The organism is Pseudomonas sp. GW822-FHT04H02, from assembly GCF_058800645.1.
In genome coordinates this window covers 482,219-498,648 of sequence record NZ_JBXAMM010000004.1, presented here as the reverse complement: position 1 = coordinate 498,648, position 16,430 = coordinate 482,219, and the positions used below count along the sequence as shown (strand labels likewise).

Below are 16,430 nucleotides of genomic sequence, written 5' to 3'. Positions count from 1 at the left end.
AGGGCGAACGCTCGGGGCTCCCTCAGAAAATGTAGTCGGTGGTCAGGAAGCTCGACTCGCGATTACGGATGATGTCGCTGATCAGTTGCTTGTTGCGCTCCTGGAACTTGGTCGCCACCAGGGTGCGGATCGAGAAGGTGCGCAGTGCGTCATGTACCGACAGCGTGCCCTCGGCGGAGTTCTTGCGGCCGTTGAAGGGGAAGGTGTCCGGGCCGCGCTGGCACTGGGCGTTGATATTGATCCGCCCGACCTGGTTGGCAAAGGCGTCCACCAGCCGGCCGATCTCGGCCGGGTCGCTGCCGAACAGGCTCAGTTGCTGGCCGAAGTCCGATTCCAGGACATAGTCGATCACGGTGTCCAGGTCGCGGTAGGGCACGATGGGCACCACCGGGCCGAACTGCTCCTCGTGGTAGACGCGCATCTGCGGGGTCACCGGGTACAGCACCGCCGGGTAGAAGAACGAAGCCCGGGCCTCGCCGCCGTGGGCGTTCACCACCTTGGCGCCGTGGGCCTGGGCGTCGGCCACCAGGGCGTGCAGGTAGTCGACCTTGGTGTTCTCCGGCAGCGGCGTCAGGGCCACCCCCGGTTCCCAGGGCATGCCCGGCTTGAGGCCTTGCAGCTTGGCGTTGAACTGCTCGATGAAGCGTTCCACCACGGCTTCGTGGACGAACAGGATCTTCAGCGCGGTGCAGCGCTGGCCGTTGAACGACAGGGAGCCGGTGAGGGCTTCGCTGACCGCGTTGTCCAGGTCGGCATCGGGCAGCACGATCCCCGGGTTCTTCGCGTCCAGGCCCAGGGCCGCGCGCAGGCGGTGGGGCTTGGGGTGGAGTTTCTTCAGGTCGCTGGCGGCCTTGTTGGTGCCGATGAAGGCAAAGATGTCGATCTTGCCGCTGGCCATCAGCGCGCTGACGGTCTCGCGGCCGCTGCCGTAGATGACGTTGATCACCCCGGCCGGGAAGCTGTCGCGGAAGGCTTCGAGCAGCGGGCGGATCAGCAGCACGCCGAGCTTGGCCGGCTTGAACACCACGGTGTTGCCCATGATCAGCGCCGGGATCAGGGTGGTGAAGGTCTCGTTCAGCGGGTAGTTGTAGGGGCCCATGCACAGGGCCACGCCCAGGGGCACGCGGCGGATCTGGCCGAGGGTGTCCTGTTCCAGTTCGAAGCGGCTGGAGCGCCGGTCCAGTTCCTTCAGCGCGCCGATGGTGTCGACGATGTAGTCGCAGGTGCGGTCGAACTCTTTCTCCGAGTCCTTGAGGTTCTTGCCGATTTCCCACATCAGCAGCTTGACCACCGCCGTGCGCTGCTCGCGCATGCGCGCCAGGAAGGCTTCCACGTGCTGGATGCGTTCGGCCACGCGCATCGTTGGCCAGGCGCCCTGGCCGCGATCGTAGGCGCGCACCGCGGCGTCCAGGGCGGTGAGGGCGGTGTCGGCGTCCAGCAGCGGGGTGCTGCCGAGAATCACCTGGGTATCGCCGTCGGCGCCGCTCAGGTAGATCGGGCTGCGGACCTGGGCCAGGGGGCCGTTCCAGGTGCGCAGTTCACCGTCCACCAGGTAGTCGCGCTGCTCCACCGGGTCGGGCAGGCGAAAGGCTTCGGGGATGTCGGCGGCGGCAGGAAACAGGTGGCTCAATAGATTGGCTGTGGTCATGACTCTACCCCGTGTTGGAAATGGCTCCGGCGCGGTGACAGCGACGGCATCGCTCCATGGTTTATACGCCTTAATGGCCCGGCGCTTTAGCGGTTTTTCCACCGGGCGCCCGAGCGCGACGGCCCGCGGCGCCCCTGTGCGGGCCCGCGGCGCGTCAGCGGTCGTGGTTCGAGATTAAACGTTTCAGCCGCTGCCCAGCAACTGCCGGATCAAGCTCGGGGTGCTGCCGGTCCAGCGCTTGAATGACCGGCGGAAGTTGGCCGGGTCATTGAAGTTCAGGTACTCGGCCACCGCCTCGTTGCTCCAGCCCTTGATCTGGTACAGGTACAGCGCCACGTGCTTGTGCACCCGGTCCACCTGTTGCTGGTAGCCGCTGTGGTGCTTGCTCAGCTTGCGCTTGAGGGTGGCCGGGCTCATGGCGAAATCCTGGGCCGCCTGCTCCAGGCTCGGGGTGTGGCGTACCTGGGTTTTCAGGTAGCGGTACAGGGTGTCGAGGAAACTGCTGGCAAACCCCAGTTGGCGCAGGTGCTCGCCGGCCTCCAGGCGCGCCACCTGGCCGGCGGTGGCCGAGGCCCCGGGCCAGGGCCGGGTCAGGTATTGCCGGGGGATGCGCATCAGGTCCAGGGGCCGCTGGAACTGGGTCTGTTCCCCCAGGTGCACCCAGTACTGCTCGACGTAGCGCGGCTCGCTGTGGCTGAAGCTGCATTCCCAGGGCAGGCGCTGGCCGGCCAGCCACTGACTCATGGCCACCAGTGAAGTCATGCTGGCTTCCAGGAGGAACCGCCAGTGCTCGCCGGCGCCGCAGCTGTCCAGCCAGTAGCAGTAGGCGTGATGCTCGTCCAGCACCAGGCGCGGGCTGGCCAGGGGGCTGAGCAGCGCCTGCTGCTGCACCAGGGCGTCCAGGGCCTGGTGCAGGTTCTGCGCATGGCGCAGGGCATGGCTGGCGGCGCCGTAGTGCCCGGGCAGCAGGCGCTGGCCAAACAGGAAACTGCTGTCGTCGGCATCCAGCAGGCGCCGGCCGTTGCCGATCAGCGCCAGGAACTGCTGCGGGCTGAGGCGGGTCTGGCCGGCCAGGATGTCCTCGTGGAACAGCCCGGTGCCGCGCAGCAGGCGGTGGCTGTCGATGTCCCGGGACAGCGCCAGGTCGATCAGCGCCGCCGGTTGATAGTGCCCGGGGATAAACCGCGTATCGGCTTCGTACCAGCTGGTCTTCACGGTCATGACGGCGCCTCAGGCGGTTTTTGCCAGGGGCTGCTTGGCCCGGGCCAGGGCCAGGTTGAGGCGCTTGAGCAGCCCCTCCGGGGTTTCCTCCAGGGCCATCACCACCGCAGTGCTGGCCGCCAGGTGCAGGCGCTCGCCGTGTTGCCGGGTCTTGTGTGCCAGGCCCTGCACCGCCTGTTGCAGCTCCAGGGCCAGCAGCCGTGCCTGGCTTTCCCCGGTGTTGGGCAGCAGCACCACGAAGCGGTCGCCGGCCAGCCGGCACAGCAGGTCCTGGCGCCGCAGGTTGAGCAGCAGCACATGGCTCAGGGCCTGCAGCACCGCATCGCCTTCGGCATGGCCGTAGTCTTGGTTGATCGCGGCGAAGTGGTCCAGGTCCAGGGCCAGCAGCGACAGCGGCTGCTGCTGGCGGCGGCTGTCTTGCAGGCTGCTGACCAGCTCGCGCTTGAGGTAGTCGGCGCCGGCCAGGGGGGTGAGCTTGTCGAACTGGCGATGCTCGCGAAACAGTCGCTCCTTCTTTTCCATCTGCGCGCTGATGGCCAGCTGTTCGCGGTGCCAGTGGTAGATGCCGATGGTCAGCAGGATCATGCCGATGGGCATCGGCCCGGACTCCAGCCAGTGGTCCCAGGTGATGCTGTCGGGCAGGCGGATGAACTCGTCGAGGCTGTCGATCCACCAGGAAAAGAAAATGCAGCTCAGGCCCAGGGCCAGGTAGTTGGTGACCCGCCCGGCGGGGCGGCTCTTGAGCACCAGCCCGAGCCAGACCAGGGCCAGGAGCGCCGAGCCGCCTTCGCCGATGATGTCCAGCCACTGCCACTCGCTGACCGATTTCAGGCTGCCGCAGGCCAGGTGCAGCAGCAGCCCGGCATTGGCCGCCAGCAACAGCGCGGCGAGTTTCCAGCGGTGGGGTTTGAGCACGGAGAACATGGCCGCGATCCTTTTTGCCAGGAGTGAGAGGGCGCCAGCACAGCAGATGTTTGTGACAGTGGGGTGACGCCGGGGAAACCCGGCGTGAGGTCGAATCAGCTCACGGCGAATGCGTTTTTTTTCGGCCCGCAGGAGCCGGCTTGCCGGCGAAGGGGCCGGCAAGACCTGCGCCCGAGGGGGATGGCTTTCGCGGGCAAGCCCGTTTCCACAGGGGTCAATTCAGCTCATTTGCCGGGGCGAAAGCCGGGCAATGGGGCGTTTTGGCCCGTTGCCGCCCAGGCCTGTCACAGAACCGTCATTCGCCGACCCTAGCGTGCCCTCCCAGTTGCCGGGCCTCTTGCCCGGCGTTAGCGGACTCTTGGGGGAGGACCATCATGTACAAGCGCAGCAGTCCCGGGCTTGTCAGCTTTACCTTGACCGCGCTGGCCATGGCCATCGCCAGTGAACGCTTGAGCGCCGCGGAACCTGCGGCCACCGAGCATGTGGAAGTGGTGGGCCAGGCCGCCAGCATCGACCAGGCGCTCAAGGAGCAGCGGCGCTCGGACAGCATCGAAAGCGTGGTGCACGCCGACGGCGTGGCCCAATTGCCGGACCAGAACGTCGCCGAGGCGGCGCAGCGCCTGCCGGGCATCAGCATCGAGCGCGACCAGGGCGAAGGGCGCTTTGTCAGCGTCCGCGGCCTGGGCCCGGACCTCAACAGCGTGACCATCAACGGCACCCTGGTGCCCTCGCCGGAAAGCGCCCGCCGAGCCGTGGCCCTGGATGTACTGCCCTCGGAACTGGTGCAGTCGCTGTCAGTGATCAAGACCCTGACCCCGGACATGGACGCCAACTCCCTGGGTGGCACCGTGGATGTGAAAAGCCTCTCGGCCTTCGACCACAAGGGCCTGTTCTACACCGGCAGCAGCGAGGCCAGCTACGACCAGAACACCCGCCAGACCAGCCCGAAATTCTCCGGCGCGGCGAGCAACCGCTTCAGCCTCGGCGACGGCGTCGACAACTTCGGCGTGGCCGCGGCCCTGAGCTGGCAGAAGCGCGATTTCGGCTCCGACAACGTCGAGACCGGTGGCGCCTGGGACTTCGAGCAAGGCGCCAAGCTGCAGGAATTCGAGCAGCGCGACTACGCCATCAGCCGCGAGCGCGCCGGTGGCGGCCTGAACTTCGACTACAAGCCCGACGACAGCAGCAGCTACTACCTGCGCACCCTGTACAGCCGCTACAAGGACAGCGAGACCCGCAACTCCACCAGCATCGAGTTCGCCGATCCCCTGGCGGCCGGCGAGCGCGGCGACGCCGAAGCCTCGCGCAAGCTCAAGCAGCGCGAGGAAACCCAGGATATCCAGTCCTACGTGTTCGGCGGCGAGCGCCAGCTCGGCCTGTGGACCCTCAGCGGCCAGACCGGCTACAGCCGTTCCAGCGAAGACAGCCCGGCGCATATCGCCGGGGCCACCTTCAAGGGCAACAGCGATTTTTCCGACAGCGGCTTCTACGACAACGGCAAGCCGCGCCCGGTGATCGGCGCCGGTTTCTATGACCCGGCCAACTTCACCCTGGACAAGGTCGACTGGGAAAAGCAGAACACCACCGACACCGAGAAGAACCTGCGCCTGGACCTGGCCCGGGACTATGACCTGAGTGGCTACGCCGCGCAGTTCAAGTTCGGCGGCAAAGTCAGCCGGCGCAACAAGGACAACGACCTGGAAGCCTGGGTCTACAAGGACTTCGACACCCTGGGCTTTACCGACCAGCAGCTCAACCTCGGGCAGTTCCAGAAGGGCAATGTGGACTATTCCCTCGGCCGCTTCGGCCCGGGCATCAGTGGCGGCGCCATCAAGCAACTGATCGGCGGCCTGAATCAGGCGGCCTTCTACGACGAGGAAGAATCCCGGGTCAACGACTTCAAGATCCGCGAAGACATCAACGCCGGCTACTTCATGAACACCCTGGACATCGACGACTGGCGCTTCATCGCCGGCCTGCGCTACGAGGGCACCGAGTTCGAGGCCAAGGGCACCGGGGTCACCGACGGCGCCTTCACCGCCACCGATACCCAACGCCGCTACCAGCACTGGCTGCCGGGGCTGCATGCGCGCTACCAGCTGGACAAGAACACCCAGGTCCGCGCGGCCTGGACCAAGAGCGTGGTGCGCCCGACCTTCGGCCAACTGGCCCCGGGCTTTGTCATCGACGGCGACGAGGCGACCTTCGGCAACCCCGACCTCAAGCCCCTGGAGTCGAGCAACCTGGACCTGGGCATCGAGCACTACATGGGCCATGCCGGCACCGTCTCGGCCTTCGTGTTCTACAAGGACATCCAGAACTTCGTCTACAACACCGACCTGGCCGGCACCGGCGCCTGGAGCGGGTTCTCCGAGGCGCACACCTTCGCCAACGGCGACAGCGCCAAGCTGTACGGCCTGGAACTGGCCTATTCACAGAAATTCGACTGGCTGCCGGCGCCGTGGAGCGGCCTGCTGCTGGGCGCCAACAGCACCTTCAGCCGCTCCAGTGCGAGCATCGAGGGCTTCGACCAGAAGGCCGGGGTCAACCGCAAGCGCGACATCGACCTGCCCAACCAGTCGGACACCGTGGGCAACCTGATGCTCGGTTGGGAAGACGACAAGCTCAGCCTGCGCCTGTCGGCCAACTACAAATCGGCCTACCTCTATGAGCTGGCCTCCATCAGCGACAAGGCCCACGACCTGCATGTGGATGCCCAGACCTTCGTCGATTTCAGCGCCAAGTACTCCCTGACCAAGAACCTGCAACTGAGCTTCGAGGCGCAGAACCTCACCGACCAGCCGTACTTCGTCTACACCGGCAACCGCTCCTACAACGCCCAGTACGAGGAATACGGCCCGACCTACAAGCTCGGCCTGACCTTCACCCATTTCTAAGCAACGGGCCCTTGCCCGACCGCACACCCAAGGATTGTGATGAGCACTGTATCGACCGCAAGAAACCGCCTGCTGGCCCTGTGCATTGGCTTGACCTGTGGCGCCGCCCTGGCTGCCCCCAGCGTGCCCGGCCTGAACCTCAAGCCCTGGGCCGAGCAGACCCCGGGCGTTACTGGCCTGGGTTTCGTGCCCGCCGGCACAGGCGCCGACCGGCTGCTGGCCAGCGAGCGCGAAGGCCTGTTGCTGGTGGACGAACAGGGCCGGCAACTGGCCCGCTTCAAGGGCTCGTTCAACGGCCTGGACAGCCGCGCCGCCGGTGGGCAACTGCTGGTGGCCAGCCTCGACAACCAGCGCCAGCAGGCACTGCTGGTGAGCCTCGACCCGGCCCGCCGCACCTGGGGCCAGCCGTTGTACCTGCCCACTCGGGACTACCCGGTCAACGGCCTGTGCCTGTACCGCGACGAGGCCAGCAACCTGTTCCTGTTCCTGGTGGGCGAGGAGGGCAAGGGCGAGCAGTGGCTGGTGGGCCACGGCGCGCAGTTGAGCGCCGAGCCGCAGCGGGTACGTGGCCTGCCGCTGCCGCCGGAGGCCAAGTTCTGCCAGGTGGACGACGCCGCCCAGCAACTGCTGGTCAATGAACAGAATGTCGGCTGGTGGGCCTACCCGGCCCATGCCGAAGCCGACACCGCGCGCCAGCCGGTGGCCCTGCGCGCGCCCTTTGGCGACATCAGGAAAAGCGCCGGGGCCATGGCCCTGGTGCCGGGCGGGGTGCTGGGCCTGGACCCGAAGGCCGCGCAACTGCATCTCTACCAGCAGCAGGAACAAGGCTGGGTGGCCCAGGCCACGTTGCCCCTGGCCGGCCTCAAGGAACCGGAAAACATCGCCCTGCGCGCCAGCGACAAAGGCCTGCAGGTCTTGCTGCGCGATGACGAGGACGGGCGCCTGTACCAGGGCCAGTTGAACTGGCAGGCCACCCCAGTGGCCCTGCCGCCGGTATTGCCCACCGTACAGGCGGCGGCACAGAGCGAGCCGGTGGGGCGCCAGGGCGATGCCGCCGATGACCCGGCGATCTGGGTCCACCCGCAGCAGCCCTCCCTGAGCCGGGTGCTGGGCACCAACAAGAAACAGGGCCTGCTGGCCTACGACCTGCAGGGCAAGCTGTTGCAGGAACTGGCAGTGGGGCGCCTGAACAACGTCGACGTGCGGCCCAACTTCCAGCTCGGCGAGCGCCGTGTGGACCTGGCCGTGGCCAGTAACCGCGACCGCAACAGCCTCAGCCTGTTCGCCATCGACCGCGCTAGCGGCGAGCTGAGCGAGGCCGGGGAGGTGCCCACGCCGCTCAAGGAAATCTACGGCATCTGCCTGTTCCAGCCGGCCAGTGGCGAGATCTACGCCATTGCCAACGACAAGGACGGCACCTTCGTCCAGTACCGCCTGAGCGCCCCCGGCGGTACCGCCCAGGGCGAGCTGGTGCGCCGGTTCAAGGTGGCCAGCCAGCCCGAGGGCTGTGTCGCCGATGACCAGCGCCAGCGCCTGTTCCTCGGTGAAGAGGACGTCGGCGTGTGGGCGGTGGATGCCCGGCCCGAGCAGCCGGCGACCCTGCACAGCGTGATCAAGGTCGGCGGCCTGTTGCAGGCCGATGTCGAGGGCCTGGCCCTGTACCAGAGCAACGCCCGCGACTACCTGGTGATTTCCAGCCAGGGCAACGACAGCTACCTGGTGCTGGATGCCGAACCGCCGTTCGCTTCCCATGGCGCCTTCCGGGTCAGCCTCAACGCCCGCGCGGGGATCGACGGCGCTTCGGAAACCGATGGCCTGGAAGTCACCTCGGCCAACCTCGGCGGGCCCTGGAGCCAGGGCCTGCTGGTGGTCCAGGACGGGCGCAAGCGCATGCCCGAGCAGACCCAGAACTTCAAGTTCGTGCCCTGGGCCGAGGTCACCCAGGCCCTGAAGCTGCCCTGAGCCGGCGGTCATCACCTTGTCATTTGAATGTCATCGAATAGCCCCGCCAGCCCAGGCGGGCACCCGAGAAGGAGTTCCACCATGCAGGCCACACTCGAACACATGAGCATCTGGGGGCTGATCAGCGATGCCAGCCTGTTGGTCAAGGCGGTGATGCTGACCTTGCTCCTGGCGTCCTTGCTCAGCTGGTACCTGATCATCCAGCGTGGCGCCGTGCTGCGCGGTCGTGAGCTGCGCTTCCAGGCTTTCATCCAGCGTTTTCGCGCCGCCCCCGAGCTGCTGCCGCTGTACCGCGAAGTGGCCAAGGGCAGCGACGCCGAAGGCGGCGTGGAGCCGATCTTTGCCGCCGGCTACCAGGAGTTCAGCCACCTGCGCGGCCAGCCCGGCGGTGCCGGAGAAGGGGTGCTGGAGGGTGTGGAACGGGCCTTGTACGTGGCCATCAGCGAGCAGGAAACCCGCCTGGAAAAGGGCCTGCAGTTTCTCGCCACTGTGGGTTCGGTAAGCCCCTATATCGGCCTGTTCGGCACCGTGTGGGGGATCATGAATTCCTTCCTCGGCCTGTCCCAGGTGCAGCAGGCGACCCTTTCCACCGTGGCCCCCGGCATTGCCGAGGCGTTGATCGCCACCGCCATCGGCCTGTTCGCGGCCATTCCCGCGGTGATTGCCTACAACCGTTTTTCGGCCCGCAGCCAGACCCTGCTGACCCGCTACTACGCCTTTGGCAATGAACTGCAAGTACGCCTGCATCGCACCTTGCAGGGTACCCCGAGCCACCTGGCCGTGGCCGCCTGAGAGAAGGAGCAAGCCGATGTTGACCCGGCCGCAACGCAAGCACGGACCCAAGGCGGAAATGAACGTGGTGCCCTACATCGACGTGATGCTGGTGCTGCTGGTGATCTTCATGGTCACCGCGCCGATGCTCACCCAGGGGGTGAAGATCGAATTGCCCAAGGTCGCCAGCGAAGCCCTGGCCACCGACAGCCGCCAGCAGATCCTCACCCTGTCGGTGCAGGCCGGTGGCGGCTACTACTGGAACCTGGGCAGCGAATTGGACACCCGCAATCAGACCGACAGCGCTGTGGACCTTGAGCAGATGCGCGCCAAGGTGGCCCAGGTGATTGCCCGGCGCGGCGACACCCAGGTGTATATCCGCGCCGACCAGGACGCCGCCTATGCAAGCGTGGTGGCGGCCATGGCCGCGTTGCAGCAGGGTGGGGTACACAACCTGGGGCTGGTGACCGAGGCCCCGCAATGACGGCGATGATCATGCACAACCCCACCGCGATGCCCCTGCGGCCCGAGGCGTCCGGCTTCTGGCGCAACAGCCTGGCGGCCAGCCTGGCCCTGGCCCTGCACGCCGGAGTGCTGGGGGCGCTGGCGCTGGGCTGGTCGGTGGACAAGCCGCAGGTCGAGACGCCGCCGGTACTGACCACCCAACTGGTGATGCTGGCGCCGCCTGCCGCTCCCGCGGAACCGCTGCCGGCGGTGGCCGAGGTGGCGCCACAGCCACCGCCAACGCCACCACCCGCGGCTGCGCCGGAGCCGGCCAGGCCCCGGGTTGACCCCCAGGTACAGGCGCAGAAGCTGGAGCAGGCGGCCCTGGCGCGCAAGCGGGTGGAAGACAAGAAACGTGAGCAGGTGCAGGAGCAGCAGCGCCAGCAGCGCGAGCGCCTGGAGGCCGAGCAGCGCCAGCGCGATACCGAGCAACGTGTGGCCCAGGAACAAGCGCAGGCCCAGCGTGCCGAACAGTCGCGGCTGGCTGCCGAGCGCACGCGCCAGCAGGCGGCCCAGGCGGCGGCCGACAGTCGCCAGTACCAGCCCCTGAGCAAGGAGGCCCCGGACTACCCGCAACGGGCCCTGGACAAGAACCTGGAAGGCGACTGCACCGTGGAATACAGCGTCAACCCCCAGGGGCGGGTGGAGAACCCTAAGGTCATCGACGGTTGCCACCCCCTGTTCATGCGCCCGTCCCTGGCAGCGGTGGCGACCTTCCGTTATCAGCCGCGGCTGATCGACGGCCAGGCGGTAACGGTGCCGGCGGTGCGCAACACCTTCCACTACCGGATCAAGTAGGGCGCGGGGCAGGCATGGGCCCGTTGCCATGCAGGCAGCCTCTGGCTGACCGTGCGCGCCCTGGCTGGCCGAGCCTGTCCCCTTGGCTGGCCGGCAATGCCCTCAACCCCGGGGCGCGGGTGTCTTAGTGTGGCCGGGTGTGGTCCGCCGCTGTCGCCGGGGCGGGCCCCTTGCCCTGGCCGCACTGAGGACCGCCGATGCCCACTGTCACCCCCGCCTGTTCGCGCCCGTTGCGGCGCCACTCCTGGCTACCGATTCGTAGCGCCCTGGGCCTGGCCCTGGGTCTGCTGCTGAGCGCCTGCGGCGAGGCTGAACCGCCTGCTGCCGTGCGCCTCGACGCCGCCCGCCAGAGCCCGGCCGACCCGGCCCTGGCCCAGGTCTACGCCAGCAGCTGCCAGCTGTGCCATGCCAACCCGGCCTCCGGCGCGCCCCTGGCCGGCGATGCCAAGGCCTGGGCGCCGCGCCTGGCCCAGGGCGCCGACACCCTGCTGGACCACAGCATCAACGGCTACCAGGGCATGCCGCCCATGGGCCAGTGCATGCAGTGCAGCGAAGAGCAGTTCCTGGCCCTGATCAGCTTCATGTCCGGCCATTCATTCCAATAAAAAGCACAGGTTCCCCCTTCATGGTCATGCACCTTTCCCGACGCCGGCTGCTGCAAGGGGCCGGCGCCCTCGGCGCGTTCAGCGCGTTGTGCAGCAACCCGCTGCTGGCCGAACTGGCCCGTGCCCCGCGGCTGATTCCCTGGCGCAACTGGTCTGGCGCGCAAAGCTGCCTGCCCCAGGCGCGGCTGGCGCCCAAGGACCTGGATGAACTGCGCCAGGTGGTCCGCCAGGCCCCGGGCAAGATCCGCCCGGTGGGTGCCGGGCACTCCTTCAGCGCCCTGGTGCCCACCGACGGCACCTTGCTGTCCCTGGCCTATTTCAACGGCCTGCTGGACCACGACCCCAAGACCCTGCAAGCCGAATTCGCCGCCGGCACGCCCATGTCGCTGATGGGCCCGGCGCTCAAGGAGGTGGGGCAGGCGCTGTGGAACATGGCGGATATCGACTACCAGACCCTGGCCGGGGCGATTGCCACTTCCACCCACGGCACCGGGGTCGGCTTCGGTTCCTATTCGTCCCGGGTCTGCGGGCTGCAACTGGTGACCGCCAGCGGCGAAGTGCTGGACTGCGACCCCCGGCGCAACGCCGAGGTGTTCCACGCCGCCCGGGTGTCCCTCGGCGCGCTGGGGGTGGCGACCCGGGTGCGCCTGCAGAACCGCGAGGCCTATCGCCTGCGGGAAAAACAGTGGATCGGCAAGACCGAGGAACTGCTGGAGGACATGGACAACCTGACCCGCGACAACCAGCACTGGGAAATGCTCGTGGTCACCCACTCCGACTACGCCCTGGCGGTGGCCCTGAACGAAACCACGGAGCCGCCGACCCCGCCCACCGATCCGGCCGAGGAGGGCGGCAACGAGTTCGTCAACCTGATCGAAAACCTCGACAAGTACGTCAGCGACTTCCCCGAGACCCGCCGCCACCTGCTCAACAGCCTGCGCTGGCTGGCGCGCTTCGATGAGCGGGTGGGGGATTCCTACCAGATCTACGCCAACGTGCGCAGCGTGCGCTTCAACGAAATGGAGTACTCGGTGCCGGCGCACCTGGGGCCGACGTGCCTGCGGGAAATCCTCGCGCTGATACGCGACAAGGACCTGCGCACCTGGTTTCCCATCGAGTACCGCTACGTCAAGGCCGACGACATTCCCCTGAGCATGTTCGAAGGTCGCGACAGCTGTTCGATCTCGGTGCACCAGCACTACAGCATGGACCACCACAACTTCTTCGCCGCCGTGGAGCCGATCTTCTGGAAGTACCAGGGGCGCCCGCACTGGGGCAAGCACCACAGCCTCAACGCCCGCACCCTGCAGGGGCTGTACCCGCAATGGGCAGCCTTCGCCAGGGTGCGCCAGGCACTGGACCCGCAAGGCAAATTCATCAACGCCCACCTGGCCTCGGTGCTGGGTGTGGCGTGAACAGGAGATGCGCACAATGAACCGTCGTCATTTCATGGCCGGCACCCTGGGGGCCGGAGTCTTGCTGGCCGGTGTCGGCGCCTGGCTGCGGCCCGGCGACCGGGGCCTGCCCTACAGCCCGTACTTCGCCGAGCTCAATCGCGAGCTCAAGGCCCACGGGCCGATGCAACCGGTGATGCTGATCGACCTGGATCGCCTGGACCACAACATCGATGTGGTCATGCAGTCGGTGCAGCGCGGCGGCAAGCACCTGCGCCTGGTGGAAAAATCCCTGCCATCGCCCGGGCTCCTGGCCTACATCGCCCAGCGCGCCGGTACCCGGCGCCTGATGTCCTTCCACCAGCCGTTTCTCAACCACGACGCCGAGGTATTTGCCGACGCCGATATCCTCTTGGGCAAGCCCCTGCCGATCCGCGCCGTCGAGCTGTTCTACCAGCAGCTCAAGGGGCCGTTCGACCCGCGCCGGCAACTGCAATGGCTGCTCGATACCCCCGAACGCCTGCAGCAGTACCTGGCGCTGGCCCAGGGCCTGGGCACGCGGATGCGCATCAACATCGAACTGGATGTGGGGCTGCACCGTGGCGGCGTGGCGGACCATGCCGTGCTCGGGCAGATGCTGGCGCTGATCAGCGCCCACCCGCAGCACCTGGAGTTTGCCGGCTTCATGGGCTACGACCCCTTTGTCGACATGGGCGTGCCGGGGATTCTGGGCTCGCCGCAAAGCCTGTTCGACCAGGTCATGGCGCTCTACAACGGTTTTGTCGACTTCACCCGCCAGCAGTACCCGGCGCTGTGGCACGCCGGCCTGACCCTGAACACCGCCGGCAGCCCCAGCTACCGTCGGCACGAGCAGGAATCCCTGAGCAGCGAAGTGTCGGTGGGCACCGCACTGCTCAAGCCCAGCCACTACGACCTGGCGTCCCTGGAGCAGCACGTGCCGGCCGCCTTTATCGCCACCCCGGTGCTCAAGAGTACCGGGCCGGTGCGGATCCCGGCCCTGGACGACAAGTCGCGGCTGTTCTCCTGGTGGGACCGCAACCAGCGCCAGACCTTCTTCATCTATGGCGGCCACTGGCTGGCGGATTTCGAATCGCCGGCGGGTCTGCAGAGCAACGAGCTGTTCGGTCGCAGCTCCAACCAGGAGATGGTCAACGGCTCCCGCGCCGTGGGCTTGCAAGTGGACGACCAGGTCTTCCTGCGCCCGCAGCAGAGCGAAGCGGTACTGCTGCAGTTTGGCGACCTGCTGGCCCTGCGCGGCGGGCGCATCGTCGAACGCTGGCCGGTGTACTGATCCCACGTATAGCCCTTGCCTGGCGATCTCCCGCCGAGCCCGCAGCAGCTTCAGGCTGCCGCGGGTTTCACAGGGCAAAGGGAATGGTCAGCTTGGCCCAGAGCATGTCGCCCTCGGGGCGGTTTTCCACATCGAACTCCTTGGCCCAGCGGATCTCGGCGCTGGCGTACTTGAGAAAACGCAGGTGCAGCGCCGGGCCGATGGCGAACACTTGCCCGCGTACCCCGTCACTCACGTCCTCGCCCATGAAGGTCACGGTCTTGCCGTGCTGTTTGTCGTCGGTGGTCTGCTTCAGGTAGTAGCCGTTGAGCCCCAGGCTCAGGTCGTCGGTCAGGCGGTAGCTGGCCGAATAGTCGAAGTGCAAGATCTGCCCGGAACGGTAGTGGGTGGCGTGGTTTTCCTGGTTGAAGCTGTAGGTGCTCTTGAACGACAGCTCGGTACGCTCGCTGGGCAGCCAGGTCATGGAGAACAGCGGCTTGTAGGTGGTGAAGTTGTTGCTGGTGTTGGCCAGCCGGTCGGCATCGTACTGCCCGGTGGGCAGGGTCACTTCCAAGGCCGCGCCCAGGGTCAGGTCGGGGCCCATGTCCCACAGGATGATCGGCGCGAAGGTGGTATCGCCCATGCTTTCGCGGCGGTCGCTCTGGCCGTACAGCGACACCTGCTGGCGCAGGTAGGGCTGGGCCACGTAGCCCCCCAGGCGCCCGCCCAGGACCCGCAGCGGGCTCAGGTAGTCCAGGCGCGGGATGATCGCGTCGGAGGTGATCCTGACCTCCTGGACCTTGCCGCCAAAGGAGCTGATGTCGAGCTTCCTGGCCTGGTAATGGTTGTAGTAGAGGTTGAAGGCGAACATGTGCTCCGGGAGCTGGTCGGGGCTCAGGGGCAGCACGTAGAAGCCGTCGGTGCCGGGGCCGATATTGTCGACCCCGGATTCGGTGGCCTGGGCATTCAGGCTGGCGCAGGCGGCCAGGGCCACGCCCAGGTGCAGGGAGCGAGTGAGGCGGGTCGGGTGCATGGTTGGGCTCATTCTTATTGTAAGTGGGGGCGCGGCGGCAGGCACGCCGCCCGCCCCATAGAAATAAGCCCTGGGCCGGGCGCGGGGCAGGGTATTGGCGGACAGGGAGGGGGACTTTGTCGGACACTTTGCAATGCTTTGTTACATTCCCCCGTAAAACCCCAGGCAACGGGATATGCTTGAACCGCCGGTGAAGCCTTGGCGCCGGTGCCTGACCGACAATAAAAACAGCCGCTCAAGCGGCCCGGAAGCCCACTCCCATGCAGATCAAAGCCGCCGATGCCCACGACCAGCTGGCCCTGGTTTCACCCTTCCTGCTGCAGACCCTGGCGGATGTCGCCGAAGCCAAGGGCGTCAGCGCCGAGCGCCTGTGTCGCGGCCTGGGCTTTACCCTGGACGACCTGCAGGACCCGACCCTGCGCATCTCCTACCGCCAGGCGGTGGCGATGATCGAACGTGCCCTGGCGGCGTTGCCGCAGCAGGGCCTGGGGCTCTGGGTCGGCAGCCGCAATGTGCTGGGCACCCTGGGCCTGCTGGGGCATGCGTTGTCGTTGTGCCGGACCCTGGGCGACGCCTTCGAGCTGGGCATCCGCCATCAGCACACCTCCGGCACCATCGTCAGCGCCGATGTCGGGCGCCAGGGCGAAGAGTTCTTTGTCGAGCTGCAATGCCGCCTGCCCTACGGCGAGGTGCAGATCTTTGCCGCGGAAGAGTTCTTCGCCAGCCTGCTGATCTATGGCCGGGCCCTGGTCAGCGCGGATTTCCAGGCCCTGCGGGTGGAGTTCATGCACGCCGCGCCGGCCTATGCCGAGCTCTATACCCGGTTGCTGGGCCCCCACGTGCAGTTCGGCTGCCTGCAGGCGCGCATGGTGATCGAGGCCCGCTGGTTGCAGGCGCCGTTGCCCAACCATCATCCGGTGGCCCTGCGCCAGGCCCTCAAGCTGCTGGAACTGGAAAGCGCCCAGGTGCACCAGAAGATGGACCTGATCCAGGCGGTGGAGCGCGCCCTGAGCCGGGACCTGCGGGCCGGCAGCCATATCGAGCAGGTGGCGGGGGATTTGAACATGAGCGGGCGCACCCTGCGCCGGCGCCTGACCGAACACGGCCTGACCTTCGAGGCGCTGCTGGAACGGGTGCGCCAGGCGCGAACCCTGAACCTCTTGGGCAACCCGGAGCTGTCCATCGAACGCATCACCGAAGAGGTCGGCTACAGCGACGTGCGCAGCTTCCGCCGGGCCTTCAAGCGCTGGACCGGGCTGAGCCCCAGCGCCTTTCGCGAAGAGGCGGCGCTGCATTGAAGGCCGCCCTGTAGCCGCTGCCGAGCCCGCGAGGCTGCGCAAAGGCCCGCAGGGCCTTGCTTGGCGATCTCCCGTCGAACCTTG

General features: G+C 67.2%; 13 protein-coding genes. 9 read left to right on the top strand and 4 right to left on the bottom strand.

Features of this window, described 5'->3' with window-relative positions; all coding sequences use genetic code 11:
* Window positions 1-22: 22 nt before the first annotated feature.
* From AC1RMG_RS19600 to AC1RMG_RS19590, 3 genes are all read right to left on the bottom strand, one after another.
* Window positions 23-1,648 carry an NADP-dependent glyceraldehyde-3-phosphate dehydrogenase gene (locus AC1RMG_RS19600; protein ID WP_011061993.1) on the bottom strand — a complete coding sequence of 542 codons (1,626 nt, stop codon included), beginning with the start codon at window positions 1,646-1,648 and terminating at the stop codon, window positions 23-25.
* A 183-nt stretch (window positions 1,649-1,831) separates the two neighbouring features.
* Window positions 1,832-2,869, bottom strand: a complete 1,038-nt coding sequence (locus tag AC1RMG_RS19595) for an AraC family transcriptional regulator (RefSeq protein ID WP_011061992.1) — start codon at window positions 2,867-2,869, stop codon at window positions 1,832-1,834.
* A gap of 9 nt (window positions 2,870-2,878) precedes the next feature.
* On the bottom strand, window positions 2,879-3,793 hold the full coding sequence (locus AC1RMG_RS19590) for a GGDEF domain-containing protein (protein ID WP_493169998.1): 915 nt from the start codon (window positions 3,791-3,793) through the stop codon (window positions 2,879-2,881).
* Window positions 3,794-4,167: 374 nt separating this feature from the next.
* Between AC1RMG_RS19590 and AC1RMG_RS19585 the strand changes: the two genes are divergently transcribed.
* From AC1RMG_RS19585 to AC1RMG_RS19550, 8 genes are all read left to right on the top strand, one after another.
* Window positions 4,168-6,690 (top strand): TonB-dependent receptor, encoded by a 2,523-nt coding sequence (locus tag AC1RMG_RS19585; RefSeq protein ID WP_493169996.1) that lies wholly within the window; start codon window positions 4,168-4,170, stop codon window positions 6,688-6,690.
* A 39-nt stretch (window positions 6,691-6,729) separates the two neighbouring features.
* Complete coding sequence (locus AC1RMG_RS19580; RefSeq protein ID WP_262212308.1) at window positions 6,730-8,652, top strand: phytase; 1,923 nt, start codon at window positions 6,730-6,732, stop codon at window positions 8,650-8,652.
* Between the two features lie 81 nt (window positions 8,653-8,733).
* Window positions 8,734-9,444, top strand: a complete 711-nt coding sequence (tolQ, locus tag AC1RMG_RS19575) for a protein TolQ (RefSeq protein WP_125063549.1) — start codon at window positions 8,734-8,736, stop codon at window positions 9,442-9,444.
* A gap of 16 nt (window positions 9,445-9,460) precedes the next feature.
* Window positions 9,461-9,907, top strand: coding sequence for a protein TolR (tolR, locus tag AC1RMG_RS19570; RefSeq protein ID WP_011061987.1), 447 nt, complete (start codon window positions 9,461-9,463; stop codon window positions 9,905-9,907).
* The gene (locus AC1RMG_RS19565) at window positions 9,904-10,725 is read left to right on the top strand and encodes an energy transducer TonB (protein ID WP_065363315.1); all 822 of its coding nucleotides are present in this window, start codon (window positions 9,904-9,906) and stop codon (window positions 10,723-10,725) included. Before tolR ends, AC1RMG_RS19565 begins: the two co-directional genes overlap by 4 nt.
* Before the next feature lie 197 nt (window positions 10,726-10,922).
* Complete coding sequence (locus tag AC1RMG_RS19560; RefSeq protein ID WP_011061985.1) at window positions 10,923-11,330, top strand: c-type cytochrome; 408 nt, start codon at window positions 10,923-10,925, stop codon at window positions 11,328-11,330.
* A gap of 86 nt (window positions 11,331-11,416) precedes the next feature.
* Complete coding sequence (locus AC1RMG_RS19555; protein WP_262212566.1) at window positions 11,417-12,745, top strand: D-arabinono-1,4-lactone oxidase; 1,329 nt, start codon at window positions 11,417-11,419, stop codon at window positions 12,743-12,745.
* A gap of 85 nt (window positions 12,746-12,830) precedes the next feature.
* Window positions 12,831-14,036 carry a DSD1 family PLP-dependent enzyme gene (locus AC1RMG_RS19550; protein WP_169893271.1) on the top strand — a complete coding sequence of 402 codons (1,206 nt, stop codon included), beginning with the start codon at window positions 12,831-12,833 and terminating at the stop codon, window positions 14,034-14,036.
* A 67-nt stretch (window positions 14,037-14,103) separates the two neighbouring features.
* On the opposite strand, the gene AC1RMG_RS19545 is transcribed toward AC1RMG_RS19550, so the two are convergent.
* A complete protein-coding gene (locus AC1RMG_RS19545) occupies window positions 14,104-15,048 on the bottom strand; it encodes a SphA family protein (RefSeq protein WP_401400635.1) in 945 nt (314 codons plus the stop codon).
* Between the two features lie 260 nt (window positions 15,049-15,308).
* Here AC1RMG_RS19545 and AC1RMG_RS19540 point away from each other — a divergent pair, with 260 nt between their 5' ends.
* Window positions 15,309-16,346, top strand: coding sequence for an AraC family transcriptional regulator (locus AC1RMG_RS19540; RefSeq protein ID WP_011061981.1), 1,038 nt, complete (start codon window positions 15,309-15,311; stop codon window positions 16,344-16,346).
* Window positions 16,347-16,430: the final 84 nt, after the last annotated feature.